Genomic DNA, 23,145 nt, shown 5'->3' on the forward strand with positions numbered 1-23,145 from the left:
GGATTCTGTCATATTTCTACGCTTTCTGGATCATCCAATGAGAGGTTACCAAATTTTTGCATCCTAATGTCTCTAACTATTTTTTCAGCTGTTTTCTCATAATCTGGTTCATCTTCATCCGCTATGTACCGTAAGGAAACAGCAATCTCTTTAAACAAAGATAAATGATCCTTTGGTAACTCATTAAGTTTATATTGTTCCATAAGCCTGTCAGGATAACGAGAATGAAGAAACTGCAAACCAAATTCAGCAATATCTTGCATATTTAATAATGTATCCTTTATTGCTCCTGTCAAAGCAAGTTTATATCCCGTCACGGGATCTTCAAACTTTGGCCATAATATCCCAGGAGTATCCAAAAGTTCAAGCTCTTTGCCGACCTTGATCCACTGTTGTGATCTAGTCACCCCTGGTGTATTTCCGGTTTTCGCTATATTTCGTTTTGCTAATCGGTTAATCAAGGTGGACTTACCAACATTGGGAATGCCAATAATCATTGCCTTGATGGCTCTTGGACGCAGGCCTTTTGCTTTATCCCTCAGCCTTTTTTCTTTTAGAATCTCTTCGGATGCCTTCATAATTCGATTCATCCCTTTACCAGCCTGAGAGTTAACCGCTACTGCCATTAAGCCTTGATTTGCATATTGAGCAATCCATTCTTCCGTTACTTGTCGATCCGCCATATCCGCTTTGTTTAATAGAATTAATCTTGGTTTTTGTTGGATGATTTCTTTTAACATTGGATTGGATGATGACACAGGTATACGTGCATCAACAAGTTCAAAAATTATATCGACTAATTTTAATTTCTCTGTTACTTCCCGTCTTGCTTTAGCCATATGGCCTGGAAACCATTGTATCGTCATAGCACTCACTCCACTCGTTACTTCACCATTCGAATATCCTGTAATGGCCAAAATACAACACTGGTGTCACCAATGATTTCATTCATAGAAATTGTTCCAATATGGCGACTGTCTTTACTAGAACGACGATTATCCCCCATGACAAACACTTCTCCCTCTGGGACAGTTTCTGTACCTACAGGTGTTTCTTCTAGAGTAAAATCATCTGTTAACTTTCCATCAAAAAGTTCCTGCTTAGATTTTTTCAAATAAGGCTCCTCATAAGCCTCTCCATTGATATATAGCACATCATCCCGATACTCTACTGTATCCCCTGGCAATCCAATAACGCGCTTGATGTAATCCTTATGCTCTGGTGCATGAAATACGATGATGTCAAATCGATTTGGCTTACCAAGCTTGTTGACAATCATCTTATCTCCATCATGCAAAGTGGGCGTCATAGAATAACCATCTACCACTATAGGAGTAAAAAGAAAGAAACGAATAATAGCAGCTAATGCTACAGCAATTAATAGCGCTTTTGTCCATTCCCAAAGTTCATTTTTTTCCTTTACTGATTTTTCATCATCCATTCCAATCACTCCAGTACCAACCTGTTTTCCTTTCTATTGTACAGTAAAACAAGATAATAAAAAACTTCCTTTTGCTACTCTTTATATAAAAAGAGAGCTTGCATACACAAGCTCCTCCTTTTTGCATGTTACATATAAGGTTAGTACATAATTAGCGAACTTCTTTAATTCGCGCTGCTTTACCGCGTAATTTACGCATGTAGTAAAGTTTTGCTCGACGAACCTTACCACGACGCACGACTTCAAGCTTTGCAATTCTTGGAGTGTGTACAGGGAAAGTACGTTCAACCCCAACACCATAAGAGATTTTGCGAACAGTAAATGTTTCACTGATCCCACCACCACGGCGTCTAATCACAACACCTTCAAAAAGCTGGATTCTCTCACGAGTACCCTCAACAACTTTCACATGAACACGTACCGTATCACCAGCGCGAAACTTTGGTAGGTCTGTTTTAAGTTGCTCTTTTGTAATTTCTTCAATAATTTTGTGCATCGAATTCATCTCCTTCCAACCGAAGTTCATACAAACTTTCATCCTTGCAGCGGAACATCGTTGTTACGGCAAACAAGACTATCACAGCCTCTGCCACTAAACTATATTACCATATGGTATCATTCATTGCAATAACAAAAACAAAGAAGCACTGGAGCTGAATGGACTGTATCATCAAGCAAATGATCCGTAGATCGAAAATTTTTAGCGATTTAAGGAAAAGACTTGATAGAAGCTGATAGAGAGCGTATATGCTTATTTGATATCTTAAAGCGCTTCCTAATCCTCTTAAATACTATTCTAATAAATCCGGTCGCCGTTCCTTCGTTCTTTTCAGTGATTGTTCTTTTCTCCATTCGGCAATTTTGGCATGGTTTCCCGATAATAATACGTCAGGGACTTTCATTCCTCTAAAATCGGCCGGTCTTGTGTAATGAGGATGTTCTAGTAATCCTGTCGAGAACGAGTCGTGAATTGGAGAATCTTCATTTCCCAGAACACCAGGAAGTAAACGAACGACTGAGTCAATCACAACCATCGCCCCTAATTCTCCGCCTGTTAAGACATAGTCTCCGATTGAAATTTCATCTGTCACAAGATTCTCTCTTATTCTTTCATCGTAGCCCTCATAATGACCACAAATAAAAATCAAGTGTTCTTCCTGAGCCAATTCCTCTGCTTTACTCTGATCAAAACGATCTCCTTGAGGACATAGTAAAATGATTCTTGGTTTCGTGTCTGTGTTTTCTGTTAAGTGTGATACAGCATCAAAAATTGGTTGCGGCTTTAACACCATTCCAGCTCCGCCACCATATGGATAATCATCGACCGTATGATGTTTGTTATTGGAAAATCGCCGGAAATTTTCAAGTGAATAAGAGACAGCCTCTTTTTCTTCTGCTTTTTTTAGCATGGAGCTTCCTAATACACCTGCAAACATTTCGGGAAATAAGGTTAAGATGTCGATTTTCATAGGTCCAACAATCCCTCAATTGGGTGAATGAAAATTTCTTTATTGTCGATTGAAATCTCCTCTACCACGTCCTGGATATAGGGGATCAGATATTCCTTTCCTTCATCCGATTTTACAACCCATACATCATTGGCGCCAGGAGTGAGTATTTCTTTGACAATTCCAATTGGCTTGCGATTTTCATCTAGCACCGTGCATCCGATAATTTCATGAAAATAAAATTCACCTTCAGGAAGTGCAGCTAACTGGTCTTCAGAAACTTTGAGTATAGCATTTTTCCAATGTTCCACATCGTTTATATTGTTATACCCTGTAAATGAAAGTAAATCGAAGTTTTTATGTTTGCGATGACTTTTGATTGTGAGCTGCAAAGGAGATGGATTCTTTGGTAAGAAAAGATGAAGTTGTTGACCTATTGCAAATCGTTGCTCAGGAAAATCTGTCGTTGCGATCACCCTTACTTCTCCGCGAATGCCATGGGTATTTACGATTTTTCCAACATTAAACCATTTTTCCATCTAATCACCTCTCCCGTATCTCTGTTATGATTCCATCTTTGATTATGATTGTCTTACCACTAACCGTTTCTTCCCAATGATCACCAACACTAATGTCAACCATTGCGGAAACTTCTTGATCTTGTAATTCACTGCCAAGCGGAAGTATTTCAACTTGTTCTATTTGAAACTCAATCATTTTTATTTTTTCTTTACGAAGATCAATTTCCTTATCAAATTGGGTTTTTAACCCGCCTGCGGGATATTTACGATTCCGTTCAAGCTTTTTCATTTCGAAAAAAAGCTGGTCACACTCTTTCTCTAATTGCTGTTTATTTCGTTCATATTTTTTTAGTAATTGATCTTTACTTTGTTCTGTCAATACTTGTTTGACATTTACTTTCTGGAGAATCTTCATCTAATCATCCTCCGAACATTTTTATGTATAGTGTTTAATTATCTTATAATACCTGTTCAAAAAGGAGGATAAAAAGGACCTGTCGGCTAAGAGCGCTGATGTCCTGTCAGCAACGCCGACACTAGCACATCCTGTGCGTCGAAAGTTCGAGGCGGCGCCGTTTCGAGCAGCGGACTTGTACAGGATGTACTGACTTCTGCGTTGCCCACAAGACGTGGGCGATTTTAGCAGAAGATCCTTATCCTGATACATGAGCAGCGTAGAAACAAGCCAACGAGCTACCACAGGACGTGGTTACTTCGACGTTCGACACAGGACGTGTCGGTACTTAGTCGAAGATCCTTTATCTCGCAGTGTCAATTTTACCGGACTTTTTGAACATCCTTTGATAAAATCAAAATGAAGGGAGGTGTCTTCGCCTCCCTTCATTTAGAACAAGCTTTAGCACTTAGCAAACTTTTAGCTTCATCCTACATGAAGTATAAATCGCTATGGGCGCCTCTGCTTTACTCAGTCGATTTCTAAGTAAACCTTTTTTTGTTGTTTTTGTCCTGCTGCTGCATAAATAATCGCCCTAATGGATTTTGCTACTCGACCATTCTTCCCAATTACTTTTCCGATATCCTCTTCATGAGTAATAAGTTTATAAATGACATGGTTTTCTTCTTCCTTTGTCTCCACACGAACGTTGTCAGGAAAATCAACAATTGGCTTGACGACCGACAGGATTAAATTTTCCATGCTTATCCCAATTATTTGCCAAGCTTGGCGTTATGGAATTTTTCCATGATCCCTTGTTTTGAAAACAAGTTGCGAACCGTATCAGATGGTTTTGCACCATTTTGCATCCATTTAATCGCATTTTCTTCATTAATTGTCACTTGAGCCGGTTGTGCAACCGGATTATATGTGCCAATCTCTTCAATAATTCTTCCATCACGTGGAGAACGAGAATCTGCAACTACGATACGATAGAAAGGAGCCTTTTTTGCCCCAATACGTTTTAAGCGAATTTTAACTGCCATTTTATATAGCACCTCCGAATAGTTTCACACAAGATATAATAATATCAAATAAGTGTTTTGGTTGTAAAGTATTTTTTCTTAACAATCTAGAAAAGCGCTGGAGCTGGATGTCGACTGCAACATAAGCTACTTATCCACAAGCTACAATTTTATAATTTCCTAAACAACAATGAAAAGCGAAAAAGCCTGTCCAGCGACGTACGAACATTACATAAAAGGAAGCTTAAAGCCTTTCTTCTTGCCTTTTTGTTGCATACCAGACATTTGTTTCATCATTTTCTTCATCTCTTCGAATTGCTTTAAAAGCCGGTTAACCTCTTGAATGGTTGTGCCACTTCCTTTTGCAATTCGTCGTCTGCGTCCTGAATTGATAATATCAGGTTGTTGCTTTTCTTGCTGTGTCATGGAATGAATGATTGCCTCTATTCGATTGATTTGTTTTTCATCAATCTGCAGATTATTCATTCCCTTAATCTTATTGGCCCCAGGCATCATTTTTAATAATTCGTCAAGTGGCCCCATATTCCGCATTTGTGATAATTGCTCTAAGAAATCATCAAAATCAAGCGAAGCATGCTTTATTTTTTGTTCTAATTCTTTTGCTTTCTCTTCATCTACTGAGTCTTGCGCTTTTTCGATTAATGTCAGCATATCACCCATGCCTAGAATTCTAGAAGCCATGCGTTCTGGATGAAAAGCTTCCAATGCATCCATTTTTTCACCCATACCAACAAACTTGATTGGTTTATCAGTTACCGCACGAATAGATAGGGCAGCACCACCCCTTGTATCACCGTCTAGCTTCGTTAAAACTACACCAGTAACTTCCAGTTGATCATTAAATGCTTTTGCGACATTTACGGCATCTTGCCCAGTCATCGCATCCACAACCAGGTAAATTTCATCAGGACGTGCAACTTCCTTCACATCTTGTAATTCTTGCATGAGTTCACCATCAATATGCAAGCGCCCTGCTGTATCAATCAAGACATAATCAAAATGTTCTTCCTTCGCCTTTTCGATTGCTTTTTGTGCAATTTCAACTGGACTTACTTGATCCCCCATTGAAAAAACGGGTAAATCTAACTGTTTGCCAATCGTTTCTAATTGTTTAATCGCAGCTGGCCGATATATATCAGCAGCCACCAATAATGGCTTCCGATTATATTCCTTACGAAGTAAATTGGCTAACTTCCCGGTTGTCGTTGTCTTACCAGCCCCCTGAAGACCGGACATCATAATAACCGTTGGAGGACGATTTGCTACAGCGATTTTGCTTTGCTCCCCACCCATCAAATCTGTTAGCTCTTCTTTTACTACTTTGATAACCTGTTGTCCTGGTGTTAGACTTTTCATAACCTCTTGTCCAACAGCTCTCTCGCTTACTTTTTTGATAAACTGCTTGACAACTTTAAAGTTGACATCTGCTTCAAGTAAAGCAAGTCGGACTTCACGCATCATCGCTTTTACATCCGCTTCTGAAACCTTCCCTTTACCGCGGATTTTTTGCATTGTTGCCTGTAATCGGTCGGCTAAACCTTCAAATGCCATATGGCCGCCCCCTAATCCAGTTCATCAAGCAAACCTATAAAATGTTCCAACATCACTTTATCCAATTTGTCTTGATCCAGACAAAGTTTCATTTGCTTGGTGACTTTTTTTCGTTTTTGGTATTTATGAAATAAATTCAACTTTTCTTCGTAATCCTCCAGCATCGCCTCTGTCCTTTTAATATTATCATAAACAGCTTGACGACTGATCTGGAATTCTTCGGCTATTTCACCCAATGAAAAATCATCCAAGTAATAAAGGGACATATAATTCCTTTGTTTTGGAGTCAACAAAGCTTGATAAAAATCAAATAAGTAATTGATGCGCGTAGTTTTCTCAAGCATTGTCATGTAAAACCCACCTTGTTAAGTTAAACGCCTTTACAGCAAAATAATACCGATAAATAACAGGATTGTCAAGAGGCCTTTATTTTTCTTCCTCTACATTGTCAATCATATCAGAGAAAAGCCCATAAACATATTTTTCAGGATCAAATTCTTGAAGATCATCCATTTTCTCACCAAGCCCAACAAATTTCACTGGCAAATTCAATTCATTACGTATAGCCAGGACGATTCCACCTTTAGCTGTCCCATCAAGCTTCGATAGGACGATTCCACTAACATCAACAGCTTCTTTAAAAGTCTTGGCTTGAATCAAAGCATTTTGGCCAGTTGTCGCATCTAAAACAAGCAAGACTTCATGCGGTGCGCCCGGTATTTCTCTTTCAAGTACACGTTTCACTTTTTCTAATTCTTTCATCAAATTCACTTTATTTTGCAAGCGCCCAGCTGTATCACATAGAAGAATATCCACTTTTCTCGATTTCGCCGCCTGTAAAGCATCATACATTACAGCGGCCGGGTCTGATCCTTCCCCCTGCTTTATAACATCGACATCGACGCGCTGTCCCCATACTTCTAATTGTTCAATCGCACCAGCTCGGAAGGTATCTCCAGCAGCTAACATTACCTTTTTTCCTTCTTGCTTAAATTTATGAGCTAGTTTCCCAATTGTCGTCGTTTTTCCAACTCCATTGACGCCAACAAATAATATAACCGTTAATTCATGATCTTTTATAGCCAATTCTGAGGATAGATTTTCCCCACCATCATAAATCTCAATCAATTTTTCTGAGATTACGGGTTGTAGTTCCGCGGGATCTTTTATGTTTCTTCTTTTCACTTCTAACTTTAATTCTTCAACTAAATCCATTACTGTTTCAAAACCAACATCCGCTTGAATGAGAATTTCTTCTAATTCTTCAAAAAAGTCCTCATCAACCTTTCGATACCGAGCAACGAGGTCATTTACCTTGCCAGCAAATTGATCTCTTGTTTTCGTTAATCCCGTTTTAAACTTTTCGGATACAGAATCTGATGAAGAAGTAAATTTTTCTTTTAATTTATTAAAAAAACTCATTTTAAGTCCCCCCTTTATTTATTGCACCATCTCTTGTGCATTTTCCAACTTAACAGATACGATTTTAGACACTCCCGATTCCTGCATGGTAACACCGTACAGCACATCTGCTCCTTGCATTGTACCTTGGCGATGCGTAATGACGATAAATTGTGTCTCTTGACTAAATGCTCGTAAATAATGACTAAATCTCTGTACATTAGCTTCATCTAAGGCCGCTTCTACTTCATCTAAAACACAGAAAGGTACGGGGCGAATCTTTAAAATAGAAAAAAGCAAGGCAATTGCGGTTAAAGATCTTTCGCCACCTGATAAAAGACTTAAATTTTGCAATTTTTTTCCAGGTGGTTGAGCAACAATATCCACTCCTGTATTAAGCAAATCTGATGGATCTGTAAGCTTCAATTCCGCATGTCCACCACCGAACAGCGCCCTAAACACACCCATAAATTGGTCTTGGATTTCATGGAAGGTTGTGCCAAATCTTCTTTTCATTTCATCATCCATTTCATCCATTACGTGAAATAGATGCGTTTTTGCCTCTGTTAGATCTGTCTGTTGTTCCAAAAGAAAATGATATCTTTCGTAAACTCGGTCATATTCTTCTATAGATCCTAGATTAACAGAACCTAGTTCCTCAATGCCTAGTTTAGTTAATTTAACCTTTTTTCGTGTTTCTTCAACAGATAAGATCAAAGGATATTGATCTTTCGCCCCTTCGTATGATAGGGAATAATCTTCACGCAGCATATGTAGCAGGTTATCCAGCTCAACATCGAGCCGATTCTTTTTAACCTCTTCTGCTCTCAAGGCATTGCTTATGCCAGAGTATAATCTTTTCTGTTCTTTTAGATCGGCTTCCCTTTGCTCAATCAATACTTGTAATTGGAATCTGTCTTCTCTTTCCTTATTCAAACGCTCTTCTATTCCATCTTTCTCACTAGAGCCTTGTTGTATCAGCTGAGCTAGGTCTTCTTCACTTGTCTGATGTCCTGTCATCTCTCCTTGAATAAATCCCCATTCATCCATAAGTGAGTTTTTATGCGACTCTGCCTCATCAAATTCAGTTGCAAGATTCTTAAGCTGTTTCTCAGTAGACTGAAGCTGCTCGTTTATGACAGCAGATTTTGATGAGAGCTCATTAATTTCTCTCTCAAGCGATTCTTTGGATTGCCTTTCATCATTTCTTTGCTTAGTTAATTCATCTATTTTTGCATTTAAAGAAACGATTTTCTCACTGCATTCAGCAGTAATTTTTTCTAAGGCGTCCATTCGTTCCTTTATTTTATTTTTCTCTTCTTTTAACTCGGTTGTTTCTAAATCATATAGAGCAAGACGATCATCAACATTTTTTTTCGTCATCTCTATCTGGGAAAGATCGGCTTGCGCTTCATTTTTTTGCAGGCGAAGCTGCTCGCCATTCTGTTTCATTTCCTCCACTTGTTGTTCACTATTTGCTAATTGTTCTTTAAGTTCTTGCCACTCTTCTTCAACATTCTTGGTTTTGCTTTTCATTTCTATTAATTTATTTTTGAGCTCTTCTAGCTCGGTTTTCCGTCCTAATAAAGAAGTCGTTTTTTGTTTAGTGGCACCACCTGTCATCGAGCCGCCTGGGTTCACAACATCCCCATCAAGGGTAACGATTCGATAACGGAACTGTAATTGTTTTGCTAGTTGATTCGCTCCTGCTAAAGAGTCGGCAATCACAATATTGCCAAGCAAATGCTCGATCACTTGTTTATAAGCTTGATCGGTTTCCACTAGATCTGCTGCTATTCCTACAAAAGAGGGATGAGTAGAGAGATCTATTCGTTGATTTGCAGGTAAGCTCCTCCCTTTAATTACATCCATAGGTAAAAATGTAGCTCTTCCTAATTGCTTTCTTTTCAAAAAGGCAATCGCATTCCGTGCATCAGCTTCAGTATTAACAACAATATGTTGCATAGCTCCACCAAGAGCTGTTTCCATTGCCTTTGCAAATTGCTGAGGAACATGGATAAGTTCGGCAATCGCTCCTTCAACCCCTGCTAATTCACTCTTTTTAGCCTTCAGGACTTCCTTTACCCCATAATAAAAACCTGTGTAATCCTCTTCCATTTCTTCTAACGTATCTTTACGGGATTCCGCCTTTTGAATAAACTGATAGGCCTTGTTTAACAATTCATTCTTTGCTTCATATTTTTCTCTTATGTCTTTAGTCAAACTTTGTGCAGCTCGAAATTGCTCAATTTGAGCAGTTAACTCGCTGTCAATTTTTTCTACTTCCTGCATTTTCTCATCTAATTGTGCGATATAATTTGCTCGTTGTTCAAGATATTTTCTATTTTCTTGATCTAATCGATTACTCTTGGCAATCTGTTGTTCTAATTGCTGCTGTAAATAACGAAATTCATTTTTCGCTGTTGCTTGTTGATTCAGCACTTCAATATAATCACTTTTTAATGATTCGATCGTCTCCTCAATCGAATCATTGAGGGCACTGGCCATTTTCTTCTTGTCTACTAATATTTTCTTAAGTTCTCGAGCTTCATTTCTCTTTTTATGAAGTTCAGCTTCCGTATCTTCTTGTTTTTGTTTAATTAAGGTTATTTTTTGTTCAGCATCCGTAATGTTTTTCTGCAATTGCCCAGAGTTTAACGCTGCGTTATTTTTTCTTTCTTTTAATATCCCCAGTCTACCTTGAAGCTTTTCCAAATCTTTTGAAGCGGTCAGTAAGGCAGATTGCCATTCAGTAATTTTTTCATCAAAAGCACTTAATTGGCTTCTTTCATTCTCTAGTGATAACTCAATCTGTTGAATATAAGAGGATCGATCTTTTTCCTGGGTTGTTAGTTTTTCCAACACTTTTTTAGCAGTTTCCCATTGGGTATGCTTTTCATCTATTTCATAGACAGTTAAAGCAATTTCATGTGTCTCTAAATCCTGCTTCTTCTGTAAATAATCTTTTGCCATTGACGCTTGCATTTCGAGGGGTTCCAACTGGCCTTCCAATTCATACAAAATATCATTTACTCGATTTAAATTCTCAGATGTTTCTTGAAGTTTAAGTGAAGCCTTTTTCTTTCGATTTTTGTATTTTAAAACGCCTGCTGCCTCTTCAAATATTGTCCTTCGTTCCTCAGGTTTACTATTTAATATCTCTTCAATTTTTCCTTGACTGATAATAGAGAAAGCTTCTTTTCCTAGTCCTGAATCCATAAATAAGTCAACAATATCTTTCAGCCGACAACTATGCCCATTCAATAAATATTCACTGTCACCATTTCGAAAAACTCTCCGGGTGACACACACCTCATTATATTCAACAGGTAAGGTTCCATCTTCGTTATCTAATGTAAGAGAAACTTCCGCGAAATTGAGCGATTTTCTAGAATCACTACCCGCAAAAATGACATCCTCCATTTTTCCTCCACGCAATGATCGTGCAGACTGCTCCCCTAAAACCCAGCGTATCGCATCGGTAATATTACTTTTTCCACTTCCATTCGGACCAACAACTGCTGTAACGCCAGGCACAAATTCAAGTGTCGTTTTCTCTGCAAATGATTTAAATCCGATAATATCTAGTTGCTTGAGGAACATCATCATCCTCCTCTTTTTTTACAGGATTATTGTTTATCTGAACGCAAATGATCTAAGGCCATCTGCGCCGCATGTTGTTCCGCCTCTTTCTTCGATCGCCCTTTTCCTTCTCCAAGGATCTTGCCCTCTAGAGAAACTTGGGATATAAATATGCGATTATGGGCTGGTCCCACTTCTTGTAAAATTTGATATGATAATGTCCTTGTCCCATCTTTTTGAACGACTTCCTGAAGTTGGCTTTTAAAATCCATCGCATGCGAAAAAGCACCTGCATCTACTTTAGGATAGACAACTTTTTCTAACAATGCTATCACCTTGTCTAACCCTTGATCAAGGTATAGGGCGCCTATAACAGCTTCAAATGCATCTGCTAGCAATGCTGGCCGTGCGCGCCCCCCTGTCATTTCTTCCCCTTTTCCCAGAAGCACTGCATCGCCAAATTCTAATTCATTTGCAAACTCAACTAGAGCTGGTTCACAAACAATAGAAGCACGAAGTTTTGTTAGTTCTCCTTCACTAATAGTCGGAAACTTTTTATATAAGTATTGGGAAATTGTTAATTCTAAAACCGCGTCGCCTAAAAATTCTAAGCGTTCATTATCTTCATAGTTTTTTTTGCGATGCTCATTCACATAAGATGAATGGGTAAGAGCCTGTTTTAATAAGCGTTCATTTTGAAATTGCATGCCGATTCTCTCTTGAAAATCCTTTATTTTTTGATTTTCAAAATGATTTTTTGTTTTGCTTCGATTCGTTTTGCGCATAGATCCTCACCTAAGTTGATTTTTTGTCGTTAGGAAAATATAAAATCTTAGCTTTGAGATAAGTTATAATTTTTGAGTTTTGTCGTCAAGCTCCAGCACCTACACTAGATTAAACCATTTTCTCTCCACAGTGTATACACTAAAAAAAATTCTATACAACGTAGAAAAGCCCCGTCAGCAATCGACGGGACATATCCTTACATTAGACTAGGCATTACTTTCTATGTAATTGACTGTATCGCCTACTGTTGCAATTTTTTCAGCATCATCATCAGAGATTTCCATATCAAACTCATCTTCTAATTCCATGACAAGTTCAACAACATCTAGTGAATCAGCACCTAGGTCGTCTTTAAATGAAGCTTCAAGCGTTACTTTTGATTCCTCAACACCTAAACGATCCACAATAATTTTTGTTACACGCTCTACTGTGTTTGCCATTTTGTCACCTCCCCTCAAGTATTATAGTCGAATCTGTCCAAAAGATAAAGTGAAACTCTATCAGCGAGGATCATGCTGAATATACAAGCCATAACACAAAAGTCAAATTTTTCACATGTACATTCCGCCATTCACATGAATGGTCTGGCCAGTAATATATTTCGCATCGTCGGAAGCCAGAAAAACGGTTAGTGCTGCAATGTCTTTTGGCTCACCTAGTGAACCTAATGGAATTTGCTTCAACATTGCTTCTTTTGTATCTTCCGGTAATTTTTCTGTCATATCGGTCGTAATAAAACCAGGTGCAATCACATTTACAGTAATCCCTCTCGTCGCTAGCTCCAAAGCAGATGTTTTAGTTAATCCAATAACACCAGCCTTTGCCGCAGAATAATTCGCTTGTCCAGGATTACCGCTTGACCCTACCACAGAGGAAATATTAATAATTCTTCCTTGCCGTTGCTTCATCATTGGTCTTGATACACTTTTCGTGCAATGAAAGACGCCTTTTAAATTGGTATCTAAGACATCGTCCCATTCGGATTCTTTCATCCTCATTAATAGATTATCCCGGGTAATGCCGGCATTATTCACCAAAATGTCTATTTTTCCAAACTCTTGAACAGTTTCCTTGATCATCGATTGAACGGAAGAAGAGTCAGCTACATTACATTGATAAATCATTGATTTTCTTCCTAAAGCGACAATCTCATCCATTGTTTCCCGTGCTTTTTCTTCGTTGCCAGAGTAATTCACAATTACATTTGCCCCTTCCTTTGCAAGCGTAAGGGCAATTTCCTTACCGATCCCTCTAGAGGCACCTGTGACAATCGCTACTTTATTCTCGAGTTTCATCGATCATTCCCCCCTTAAGGCTGTAATAGCTGCCTGACAGCTTTCCGGATCTTGAACAGAGAAAGTTGTTACCTCTCTATTAATTTTTCTAATAAGGCCTGTTAATACTTTTCCTGGTCCAATTTCCACAAAAGTATCGACACCAAGATCAATCATTTTTCGTACAGAATCCTCCCATAAAACAGGTGAATACAATTGCTCCAGCAACAGTTCGCGAATCTCGTTTTGCTTATTTGTTGGTTCCGCTGTTACATTGGCAATTATTGGAATTTGTGCTTCCTGAACTTGTATATCATCCAAAACAGCCGCAAATCTTTCTGCTGCAGGTTTCATTAAAGCGGAATGAAAAGGTCCACTCACTTGCAAAGGCAGCACTCGTTTTGCCCCATTTTTTTTCGCTTCTTCTCCTGCTTCAGTGACCCCATCAACCGAACCAGAAATCACAATTTGGCCAGGGCAATTCATATTTGCTAACTGCACTGATTTTCCCTTATCCGTTACCTTCTGACAAATATCAGTTAGCAGATTTCGATCCATTCCAAGGACAGCCGCCATTGTGCCCTCACCATTTGGCACGGCTTCTTCCATTAATTCCCCTCGTTTTGCGACAGCATAAACAGCTTCGGAAAAAGAGATGGCGTCACTTGCCACTAATGCGGTATATTCCCCAAGACTGTGGCCAGCCGTATAATCTGGTTGAATACCTGCCTCCTTCAAAGCTTGTAAAAGCGCAATACTTGTTGTAAGAAGAGCTGGTTGCGCGTTTGCTGTCTTTGTTAATTCTTCTTGAGGGCCATCTAGTATAATGGATGTCAAATCACGGCCCAAGCTTTTATCTGCTAAATCAAATATTTTTTTTGCATTTTCTTCCTTTTCCCTTACAGAAGCTCCCATTCCAACGGTTTGAGACCCTTGACCAGGAAATACGAAGGCTATTTTCCCCATACCTATCTCTCCCTCTATTCGATATTCAAAAAAGTCCGTTAAAAATGACACTGCGTTCAACTAAACACCGACACGTCCTATGTCGAACGTCGAAGTCACCACAACTGCTCCACAGAAAAGAAAACCGCTTTCCCTTCGTGCGATGCAGATTCAGAGAAGTTCTTCTTGCGATTATGTATTTAAAAGCATACATTCCACTGCGCGAAAACTTCGCCACTTCGAACTCTCGATGTACAGGATATACTAGTGTCAGCATAGTCGCCGACTGGTTCTTTTTATCCTTTTTTTGAACTCATATTATTCATTGTCTGTTTTTAATGAGGTGGCAATTGTTTCGGAAATTTGATGTTGTACCATTTCCCTAGTTTGTCTGATTGCATGATAAATAGCATTGGCATTGGAAGAACCATGTGCTTTCACAACCGGCGCATTTAATCCAAACAGACAAGCACCACCATATTCTGTATAATCCATTTTATTTTTAATTTGCATCAAGTCTGATTTAATGAGACCAGCTGCTAATTTATTTTTGAAACTATTCATAAAGGTATCTTTTAACATAGAAAAAAGGCTTGCTGCTGTCCCTTCAATTGTTTTTAGTACAACGTTGCCCGTAAACCCATCTGTCACGATTACATCAGCGGAGCCGTCTAATACATCACGTGATTCAATATTGCCAACAAAGTTCAAGTTGGACTCTTGAAGTAATGTGAAGGCTTTTTTCGTTAATTCATTCCCTTTATTTTCTTCTGTTCCGATATTCAATAACGCCACTCTAGGTTGAGTAATCTTTCTTACATTCTGTGCATAAATACTGCCCATAATTGCGTATTGCAATAAATGCTCCGGCTTCGCATCTGCATTAGCCCCTACATCTAAAAAAACAAACCCTTTTCCATCTAATGTTGGTAATGTTGGAGCAAGAGCAGGACGATCAATCCCTTTGATTCTTCCCACAATAAATAGGCCAGCAGCCATTAAAGCCCCAGTGTTTCCTGCAGAAATACAGGCATCAGCAGTTTTATCCTTGACAGCTTGTGCCATCATTACCATTGAAGCTGTCTTTTTTCTTCTAACAGCTTTAACAGGTTCATCCGTTGATTCAATCTTTTCATCTGTATGAACGATCGTTATCCGCTCATTTTCTTTAATATACTGATTTATTTCTTCTTTATTTCCAAATAACGTACATTCAATATCGGGAAATTCCTCCAGCGCACGATGAACACCAAGGATAATTTCTTTAGGAGCATGATCCCCTCCCATAGCATCAATCGCAATTTTCATACTTTCTCACCTTCTGACGTTTGACTAGAACGAAACATCTCAAATTCTCCCTTAAACACTAATTCTTTATCGACAAAGCTTTTTACATCCACAATCGTACGATCTCCTTGCCATTGCTGTTTTCGCACTTTTGCCTTTGCAATCACTCTTTCCCCAGCTTTTACTGGTCGTGTAAAGTGAATATTTACCTTAACCGTTAAGGCAAGCGCGTCATTTATCACAGCCACAGCAAGTGAATTGGCTTGCGCAAATAAATGATGTCCTCTTGCAATTGCGTTTCGTTTAAAAGTATGCTCCTTTTGGACATCAAAGATCGAAATTGCAGCTTCATCTAATTCAATATCAATAATGTCACCAATGACTTCTTCAATCGGCAGAGCTTTCACTTCATCTTCTACATGTTTTTCTGCCACAGTTTTAATTCTCTCTCTTAATTCAGGGATCGCCAACTCCATCCGATCAAGGCGAATGGTTTGCACACTTACAGAAAATTTCCCTGCTAATTCCTCATCCGTAATAAATGGATTTTCAAGGATTGTCTCTTGTAATAAATTTTGACGTTCTTTTTTTGGAGGTCTCATATTTCATCAGCACCAATCAAGATATTAAGACTAGGTATTAACAGTAGTATATAAAAAGAAGGAGCAATGCGCAACCTTTACGCTGGCTACTGAATGTGGGTTATAACTCGTGAAGATTCATCGGGTTCTGTCCCTAAAGGAGCGCCCTGCACTTTTGTGTGGATAACTGGCGTGATGTTGCAGTCGATGGCGGCCATCGTCAATAGGCCCGCAGGAACGAGTCTATTGACATTGCAACCTACAGGGTGTATTCGTGAGACACAACGACAGGGCAAGCCTTTCTTTCTAGATCAAAGCGCTTGTACTTTTTGTTCTCAATCCAATTTTTCACCATTTAAAACATCTGTCCTTGCTAAATAATCTCGTAATGATGCATATTCGGGACTTTGCCAAAAGTCATCCTGTTCCAATAAAGTAACCGTATCGTTGCGAGCTGCTTCTAAAGCGCGGTAATCATGAACCATATCCGCAATTTTAAACTCAGGTAACCCACTTTGTTTCTTTCCAAAAAAATCACCTGGACCACGCAACTCTAAATCTCTCTCGCTTAATACAAATCCATCTGTAGTTTCAGTCATGATTCTCATCCGTTCTTTTCCGTTATCTGACTTAGGATCTGCTAATAGGATACAGTATGATTGCTCGCTCCCTCTGCCTACTCTTCCGCGAAGCTGATGCAGCTGGGAAAGGCCAAAACGTTCAGCATCATAAATCACCATTAACGAGGCATTAGGGACATTGACTCCAACCTCTACTACTGTTGTCGAAACGAGTAATTGAATTTGATTTTCACTAAAGGATCGCATCACGGCATCCTTTTCTTTTGCTGGTAATTTCCCATGCATGAGCCCGACTTGGTATTTCTCCTGAAAATATTGCGATAGCACCTCATATACATCAATAGCATTTTGAACATCAAGCTTGTCCGATTCTTCAATAAGAGGGCAAATCATATAAGCTTGCCTTCCCTTCACTAATTCTTTATCAATAAATTCAAAAACACGATCAATACTATTATGTTTCACCCAGTAGGTTTCGACCTGTTTTCTCCCTGATGGCATTTCATTGATAACTGAAACATCCATTTCTCCAAAGACAGTGATGGCTAAGGTTCGAGGAATGGGTGTTGCTGTCATGAATAATACATCAGGTGTTTCACCTTTTTCACGTAAAATTCTCCGTTGCTCAACCCCAAAACGATGCTGTTCATCTGTAATAACTAAGCCTAATTTCGCGAAAATGACATCCTGCTGAATAAGTGCATGTGTTCCAATCAAAATATCAATCTCGCCGTTAGCCAATTTGCCAAGGATTTCTTCCCGCCTTTTACCTTTTACTGAGCTTGTTAATAATTCGATCGTCACGTCCGTTTGTTCGAATAGTTTTGCTAAGGAGGTAAAATGTTGCTCTGCTAAAATTTCTGTTGGCACCATCAATGCACATTGATAACCAGCTGTTACACTAGCATAAAGTCCGATAGCTGCTACAACAGTTTTACCTGAACCGACATCCCCTTGTAATAAACGATTCATCCGGTATGATGATTTTAAATCCCTGCAAATTTCATTGACTACTTTTTTTTGGGCATTGGTTAATTCAAAAGGGAGAGATTGGATAAATGCCTTTAATTGTTGGAGCTGATAGTGTTGAGAGAGCCCGGTAGACGCTTCCCTTTTCAATTGACGAAAAGCCTGAAGCCTTAGTTGAAAAAAGAAAAATTCCTCATAAATAAGGCGGCGTCTGGCTTCCTTTACTTCAGAAAGGCTTTGTGGAAAATGAATTTTTCTCAGAGCTAGTTTTCGACTTGGTAATTTATATTTTTTTACAAGCGTTTCAGGTAAGGTCTCATTAATAGCCTCCCCATATTCTTTAAAAGCTTGTTCCATAAATCTTTGCAAAGCCTTAATTGTCATTGATCCTTTTAATGGATAGATCGGTGCAAAGTCGTTTGTATGGTCTGCGGGATTGATCTGAATCTCCTGTCCAGTTATCGTCATGCGATGTTTATCCCACTTACCAGACACAATGACTGTATCTCCAATCGATATCTTTCTTTTTAAAAATGCTCGATTAAAAAAGACAGCCTTTACTAAATATTGATCGATAAGTAAATGAATCACTAGTCGATTTCTCTTCCTGCCATAATACACAATCGCTGGCTCACTATGCACCTTTCCCTCGATGGTTATTTTCTCATCATGAGCCACTTCATTTAAATCACGTAATCTGACATCTTCATAGCGATAGGGGAGGTAATTGAATAAATCATTAATGGTATCAATTCCCATTTCAGAGAGAGCTTCAGCCGTTTCCTCCCCAATGCCGTTTAATAATGTTGTTGATCCTTCAAGCAAACTATTCACCTTTTTACACTCCCGAATATGACTTCTAGAGGGGTTCAAAAAATTGACACTTCGATAATAGATCTTCTACTAAACCGCTCACGTGCTGTGAGCAACGGAGAAGTCAGTCCATCCTGCCGCCTCGAACTTTCGAAGTACAAGATGTACGAGTGTCGTGTTGCTGACAAGACGTCAGCGTTTTTAATCGACTTGTTCCTTTTTGAACACTCACTTCTATCTATTCTATATTTTTCCTTGATAGAAAAAGGAAGGGTTTCCCCTTCCTTTCTATAACAATTATATGATCTTGGGTGATTATTCCACAGAAAAGATATAAGGATAAAGTGGTTGTTTTCCATCATGTACTTCTATTTCAAGATCTGGATATTGATCATTAAGATCCTCTACTAGCTGGTCCACTTCGCTCGCATCCGTATCTACTCCATATAGAATCGTCAGGATTTCGGAATCTTCATCAAGCATATGCTGAAGAAGATTTTTTACTGTGCTCTTTAAGTCTTGATTGGCTTCGACAATGTCTCCGTCATTAATTCCCATATAATCATCTTTTTGAATTGACAAACCATCGATGACTGTATCGCGAACCGCATACGTAATTTGCCCTGTTTTAACCTCTTTTGCAGCTTCACTCATCCCTTCCCCATTTTGCTCAAGTGCAAGTGTAGGATTAAAGGCCAGAACAGCCGCTAAGCCTTGAGGAACAGTTTTTGTAGGAACAACATAGACGGATTCTTCCACTACTTCTGCAGCTTGCTCAGCCGCCATAATAATATTTTTATTATTTGGAAGTAAGAGAACCTTTTCCGCATGGGTAGATTGAATTGCTTTAACAATATCCTCTGTACTAGGATTCATCGTTTGGCCGCCTTCGATGACCTTTTCAACACCTAGACTGTTAAATAGTTCGGCAATTCCTTCCCCCATCGAAACAGCGATCATAGCATAAGCTTGTTTCTCCTGTTGAGCTGGATTGGTTCCTCTATGCTGTTGTTGATCTTGTTCTAAAATTGAACTATGCTGCTCACGCATATTTTCAATCTTCATATTGATTAGACTGCCATACTTTTGTCCATAGCTGAGAACGTCTCCCGGTTTTTCAGAGTGGATATGAACTTTTACTACATCATCATCTGAGATGACAAGGAGAGAATCACCATAGTGACTTAAATCTTCTTGAAAAGCTTGTTCCGAGAATTTCTTTTTCTGCTCATCAAACTTCACCATAAATTCAGTACAATAGCCGTAAACAATTTCGTCTGTATGTAGAAAACCTTGTACACTTTGATGATGCTGTGCATTCACAAGCTCATCCATACTTGGTTCAAGGACAGGTCTGTCTGGTAAGGCTTCCCCCTTTAAAGCGGCTAAAAAACCTTCATATACACAAACTAATCCTTGCCCACCACTATCGACAACGCCAACTTCTTTCAAAACTGGTAATAAATCAGGAGTCCTCTCCAAGGAAGCTCTTGCCTCATTTAAAACGGCTTCCATAATGACAATAATGTCATTTTCCGATTTAGCGGATTCGATTGCCTTTTGAGCAGAATCCTTCGCAACAGTCAATATAGTTCCCTCTACTGGTTTCATCACAGCTTTATAAGCAGTTTTGACTCCAGCCTCAAAAGCGTTCGCAAATTCACTTGCATGTAAAACAGATTTTTGTTCAATATCTTTAGCGAACCCGCGAAAAAGCTGAGATAAAATCACTCCTGAATTCCCACGAGCTCCCATTAATAGACCTTTCGATAAGGCCATGGCGACTTTTCCAATATGAGCCTGTTTATTTTTTTGGACTTCTTTTGAACCAGAAGTCATAGAAAGATTCATGTTTGTTCCCGTATCGCCATCAGGTACTGGAAAAACATTTAATGCATCGACCATTTGAGCATTAGCTCCTAAATGGTTGGCTCCTTTTATGATCATTTCAGCAAATTGATTTCCATCCAATGATTGTATAGACACTAATTTTTTCCTCCTCCATTACGGGTTCACTACACGGACGCCTTGAACATAAATATTAACCGTGTCAGCGGCAACTCCTATTGTCTGTTCAAGTGTATATTTCACTTTGGATTGTACATTATGAGCGACTTCAGATATTTTCGTTCCATAACTCACAATAATATACATATCTATGTGTAGAGCATCTTCCTCCTGGCGGACAATGATTCCACGAGTGAAATTTTCTTTTCGTAAAATATCAGTCAGACCATCTTTAATTTGATTCTTGGAAGCCATTCCGACAATCCCATAACAATCAATCGCAGCTCCACCCGCAGTAATTGCGATTACTTCATTGGATATATCAATATGACCGTAGTTATTTTTCAATTCTATGGACATGCATATTCCTCCTTAATTGGTCGAAATCCTCCACAGCTTACAATTACACTCTAATTATAACGCACTCATAACATAGATAAGAATATTTTACTATACTGTCAGCTTTTTTTAAAGTATTGCTTGTTTTGAATATCTAAGATTAAAAAATTAAAGCTTCGCCACTTTACAACTAATAAGAATGATTGCAATCAACATATATCTATGGTAAATTATTTAAGTGTCTGAGGAATTTTGAAGGAATGAACGAAGCAATAGTTTGACTTCAGTGACAGGAGGGAATACAAAATGGCAAAACAATGTGTCGTAACAGGTCGTAAAACAAAATCTGGAAATAGACGTTCACACGCAATGAATGCGAATAAACGTACTTGGAAAGCGAATCTTCAAAAGGTAAGAATCCTTGTAGATGGTAAACCTAAACGTGTTTGGGTTTCTACGCGAGCACTTAAATCCGGTAAAGTTGAACGTGTATAAAAGAAAAGCGTAAGGCGCCGCTACCTTTGACAAGCGTTCGCATGTCTTCATAGGTGGCGCCTTGAGCTAGACATTTACCGTAACATATCCTCAAGCTAGAATTTTATAAATTCCTAAGCAACAAAAAAGGCGCCCATAATGGACGCTTTTTTGTTTTCGATTTACTTTTGCAGATTATCCCATCTATAAGGGTCAGCGGCTTACCCCTTTTTAAAGGCACCTAGCATGGCCCTTACAATTCCACCCAAAAATCTTGGAAGCTTAATCGTATAAAATCTCACTTCATTCCCTCCTAACCTAGAAAATACCCACATTTACTCTTAATCATTATATACAATGTTTATAGATAAGTACTTGCCTTTTAATAAGGCTATCTCTTAATCATTACTTCTTATCATCATTAATATGCCTTTTTCAAATGAAAAAGTACCAGTTTTTTGTATAAGTTCATTGCTTATACATAAGGACGAAGCAAAATGGATATTTTGATTAACAAGTGGATATTTAAAACCGGTTAGGAATAGGCTGTCGACTTCCTTGGTCAATGGAATGAAAGAAATATATTTTTTATTTTTATTACTATTGATTTGATACTGTCCAGGATAAAAAACTGTTAATTCATTTTGCAGGTCAATGATCTCAATCGGTTTTGAATGAGGCTGTTGATACTTCACTAACATAAACGCATTAGCTAAAAAATGATCCAATCTTCCCCCAGTTGCCCCAAAAATTTTAATACTCGCAGGAGTCTGACTGGTCGCCCATATTAAGGCTAATTCCATGTCAGTTTCATCTTTTTCTGGCTGATGAATGTCCAATTCATTCACACTTTGTTGAATAGTCTTCCATTCTTCAGCAGAGACAGAGTCAAAATCACCAATTGCGATGGTTGGATTGAGCTTATGTTTTAATAAATAATAAACGCCACGATCCACCCCAACCCAAACCGTATGTTCATCATTATATAAGGTTAGGTCAGGTATGAGTTGCGGAGGGCCCCCAGCCACAATATTTATGCTTTTTTTATTCATTTCCAATACTGGAACGAATTTCTTGAATGGCGATTTTTCGATCCGTAACCCCGAAAATGGCTGAACCTGCTACAAAAACATTTGCTCCTGCATCCTTACACATTTTTACCGTTTTCGTGTCAATCCCGCCATCTACTTCAATATCAATATCTAAATTTTTAGCTTGGATCATGTTTTTTACTTCCCTGATCTTGGGCAATACTGCTTCAATAAAGGCCTGACCCCCAAAGCCAGGGTTCACCGTCATTAATAAAACCATATCGATTTCTTCCAAGATATTTTCAATCATAGACACAGGTGTGGCAGGATTTAGTACAACACCAGATTTCACACCTAATTGTCTAATTGCTTGCAGAGTTCGGTGAATATGTTTGTCAGCTTCAACATGTACGGTAATGAAATCTGCTCCCGCTTGGGCAAATTCATGGATATATTGTTCTGGATGTTCAATCATTAAATGAACATCTAATGGTAAATTCGTTACTGTCTTAACGGCATCTACAATGAAAGGTCCCATCGTAATATTGGGTACAAAATGACCGTCCATGATATCTATATGAATATAGTCAGCCCCTGCTGCCTCTACTTCTCTAATTTCTTCTCCTAAATTCGTAAAATCCGCCGATAAGATGGAGGGTGCAATTTTCATAATA

General features: G+C 38.7%; 25 protein-coding genes. 1 reads left to right on the forward strand and 24 read right to left on the reverse strand.

Annotation, left to right across the window (positions count from 1 at the left end; all coding sequences use genetic code 11):
• Positions 1 to 8: 8 nt before the first annotated feature.
• The 21 genes from ylqF to KI375_RS04850 form a co-directional block, all read right to left on the reverse strand.
• Positions 9 to 866, reverse strand: a complete 858-nt coding sequence (ylqF, locus tag KI375_RS04750; protein WP_212972372.1) for a ribosome biogenesis GTPase YlqF — start codon at positions 864 to 866, stop codon at positions 9 to 11.
• 17 nt (positions 867 to 883) lie between these two features.
• Entirely contained in the window at positions 884 to 1,441 is a 558-nt protein-coding gene (gene lepB, locus KI375_RS04755; RefSeq protein WP_212972373.1) for a signal peptidase I, read from the reverse strand.
• 151 nt (positions 1,442 to 1,592) lie between these two features.
• The gene (rplS, locus tag KI375_RS04760) at positions 1,593 to 1,937 is read right to left on the reverse strand and encodes a 50S ribosomal protein L19 (protein WP_212972374.1); all 345 of its coding nucleotides are present in this window, start codon (positions 1,935 to 1,937) and stop codon (positions 1,593 to 1,595) included.
• Positions 1,938 to 2,232: 295 nt separating this feature from the next.
• On the reverse strand, positions 2,233 to 2,910 hold the full coding sequence (gene trmD, locus KI375_RS04765; protein ID WP_212972375.1) for a tRNA (guanosine(37)-N1)-methyltransferase TrmD: 678 nt from the start codon (positions 2,908 to 2,910) through the stop codon (positions 2,233 to 2,235).
• Entirely contained in the window at positions 2,907 to 3,428 is a 522-nt protein-coding gene (gene rimM, locus KI375_RS04770) for a ribosome maturation factor RimM (protein WP_212972376.1), read from the reverse strand. Before rimM ends, trmD begins: the two co-directional genes overlap by 4 nt.
• A 4-nt stretch (positions 3,429 to 3,432) precedes the next feature.
• Positions 3,433 to 3,825 carry a YlqD family protein gene (locus KI375_RS04775; RefSeq protein ID WP_212972377.1) on the reverse strand — a complete coding sequence of 131 codons (393 nt, stop codon included), beginning with the start codon at positions 3,823 to 3,825 and terminating at the stop codon, positions 3,433 to 3,435.
• A 510-nt stretch (positions 3,826 to 4,335) separates the two neighbouring features.
• Complete coding sequence (locus tag KI375_RS04780) at positions 4,336 to 4,566, reverse strand: KH domain-containing protein (protein ID WP_207452954.1); 231 nt, start codon at positions 4,564 to 4,566, stop codon at positions 4,336 to 4,338.
• 11 nt (positions 4,567 to 4,577) lie between these two features.
• The gene (rpsP, locus tag KI375_RS04785; RefSeq protein ID WP_057986695.1) at positions 4,578 to 4,850 is read right to left on the reverse strand and encodes a 30S ribosomal protein S16; all 273 of its coding nucleotides are present in this window, start codon (positions 4,848 to 4,850) and stop codon (positions 4,578 to 4,580) included.
• Between the two features lie 207 nt (positions 4,851 to 5,057).
• Positions 5,058 to 6,401 (reverse strand): signal recognition particle protein, encoded by a 1,344-nt coding sequence (ffh, locus tag KI375_RS04790; protein WP_212972378.1) that lies wholly within the window; start codon positions 6,399 to 6,401, stop codon positions 5,058 to 5,060.
• Between the two features lie 11 nt (positions 6,402 to 6,412).
• Positions 6,413 to 6,745, reverse strand: a complete 333-nt coding sequence (locus tag KI375_RS04795; protein WP_207452967.1) for a putative DNA-binding protein — start codon at positions 6,743 to 6,745, stop codon at positions 6,413 to 6,415.
• An 82-nt stretch (positions 6,746 to 6,827) separates the two neighbouring features.
• Positions 6,828 to 7,823, reverse strand: a complete 996-nt coding sequence (gene ftsY, locus KI375_RS04800) for a signal recognition particle-docking protein FtsY (RefSeq protein WP_212972379.1) — start codon at positions 7,821 to 7,823, stop codon at positions 6,828 to 6,830.
• Positions 7,824 to 7,841: 18 nt separating this feature from the next.
• Positions 7,842 to 11,405: a chromosome segregation protein SMC gene (smc, locus tag KI375_RS04805; RefSeq protein WP_212972380.1), complete on the reverse strand. Its 3,564-nt coding sequence runs from the start codon at positions 11,403 to 11,405 to the stop codon at positions 7,842 to 7,844.
• A 26-nt stretch (positions 11,406 to 11,431) separates the two neighbouring features.
• Positions 11,432 to 12,169, reverse strand: coding sequence for a ribonuclease III (gene rnc / locus KI375_RS04810; RefSeq protein WP_212972381.1), 738 nt, complete (start codon positions 12,167 to 12,169; stop codon positions 11,432 to 11,434).
• Positions 12,170 to 12,376: 207 nt separating this feature from the next.
• Positions 12,377 to 12,610 (reverse strand): acyl carrier protein, encoded by a 234-nt coding sequence (locus tag KI375_RS04815; RefSeq protein WP_212972382.1) that lies wholly within the window; start codon positions 12,608 to 12,610, stop codon positions 12,377 to 12,379.
• Positions 12,611 to 12,721: 111 nt separating this feature from the next.
• The gene (fabG, locus tag KI375_RS04820) at positions 12,722 to 13,465 is read right to left on the reverse strand and encodes a 3-oxoacyl-[acyl-carrier-protein] reductase (protein ID WP_212972383.1); all 744 of its coding nucleotides are present in this window, start codon (positions 13,463 to 13,465) and stop codon (positions 12,722 to 12,724) included.
• Positions 13,466 to 13,468: 3 nt separating this feature from the next.
• The gene (gene fabD / locus KI375_RS04825) at positions 13,469 to 14,410 is read right to left on the reverse strand and encodes an ACP S-malonyltransferase (protein WP_212972384.1); all 942 of its coding nucleotides are present in this window, start codon (positions 14,408 to 14,410) and stop codon (positions 13,469 to 13,471) included.
• Positions 14,411 to 14,707: 297 nt separating this feature from the next.
• On the reverse strand, positions 14,708 to 15,697 hold the full coding sequence (gene plsX / locus KI375_RS04830) for a phosphate acyltransferase PlsX (protein WP_212972385.1): 990 nt from the start codon (positions 15,695 to 15,697) through the stop codon (positions 14,708 to 14,710).
• Positions 15,694 to 16,278 carry a transcription factor FapR gene (gene fapR / locus KI375_RS04835; protein WP_207452961.1) on the reverse strand — a complete coding sequence of 195 codons (585 nt, stop codon included), beginning with the start codon at positions 16,276 to 16,278 and terminating at the stop codon, positions 15,694 to 15,696. The genes plsX and fapR overlap by 4 nt, the downstream gene beginning before the upstream one ends.
• A 314-nt stretch (positions 16,279 to 16,592) precedes the next feature.
• Entirely contained in the window at positions 16,593 to 18,641 is a 2,049-nt protein-coding gene (gene recG / locus KI375_RS04840) for an ATP-dependent DNA helicase RecG (protein WP_212972386.1), read from the reverse strand.
• A gap of 294 nt (positions 18,642 to 18,935) precedes the next feature.
• A complete protein-coding gene (locus KI375_RS04845) occupies positions 18,936 to 20,606 on the reverse strand; it encodes a DAK2 domain-containing protein (RefSeq protein ID WP_212972387.1) in 1,671 nt (556 codons plus the stop codon).
• Positions 20,607 to 20,624: 18 nt separating this feature from the next.
• Positions 20,625 to 20,987 carry an Asp23/Gls24 family envelope stress response protein gene (locus KI375_RS04850; protein ID WP_207451851.1) on the reverse strand — a complete coding sequence of 121 codons (363 nt, stop codon included), beginning with the start codon at positions 20,985 to 20,987 and terminating at the stop codon, positions 20,625 to 20,627.
• Between the two features lie 285 nt (positions 20,988 to 21,272).
• Between KI375_RS04850 and rpmB the strand changes: the two genes are divergently transcribed.
• Complete coding sequence (rpmB, locus tag KI375_RS04855) at positions 21,273 to 21,461, forward strand: 50S ribosomal protein L28 (protein ID WP_212972388.1); 189 nt, start codon at positions 21,273 to 21,275, stop codon at positions 21,459 to 21,461.
• Between the two features lie 200 nt (positions 21,462 to 21,661).
• Here rpmB and spoVM read toward each other — a convergent pair whose 3' ends face one another.
• The 3 genes from spoVM to rpe form a co-directional block, all read right to left on the reverse strand.
• Entirely contained in the window at positions 21,662 to 21,742 is an 81-nt protein-coding gene (gene spoVM, locus KI375_RS04860; protein ID WP_062105115.1) for a stage V sporulation protein SpoVM, read from the reverse strand.
• Positions 21,743 to 21,838: 96 nt separating this feature from the next.
• Positions 21,839 to 22,492, reverse strand: a complete 654-nt coding sequence (locus KI375_RS04865; RefSeq protein ID WP_212972389.1) for a thiamine diphosphokinase — start codon at positions 22,490 to 22,492, stop codon at positions 21,839 to 21,841.
• The gene (rpe, locus tag KI375_RS04870; RefSeq protein WP_212972438.1) at positions 22,485 to 23,144 is read right to left on the reverse strand and encodes a ribulose-phosphate 3-epimerase; all 660 of its coding nucleotides are present in this window, start codon (positions 23,142 to 23,144) and stop codon (positions 22,485 to 22,487) included. The genes KI375_RS04865 and rpe overlap by 8 nt, the downstream gene beginning before the upstream one ends.
• Position 23,145 lies beyond the last annotated feature (1 nt).

The sequence above is a fragment of the Bacillus sp. J14TS2 genome (assembly GCF_018333015.1).
Lineage (GTDB): Bacteria > Bacillota > Bacilli > Bacillales > Bacillaceae_C > Lederbergia.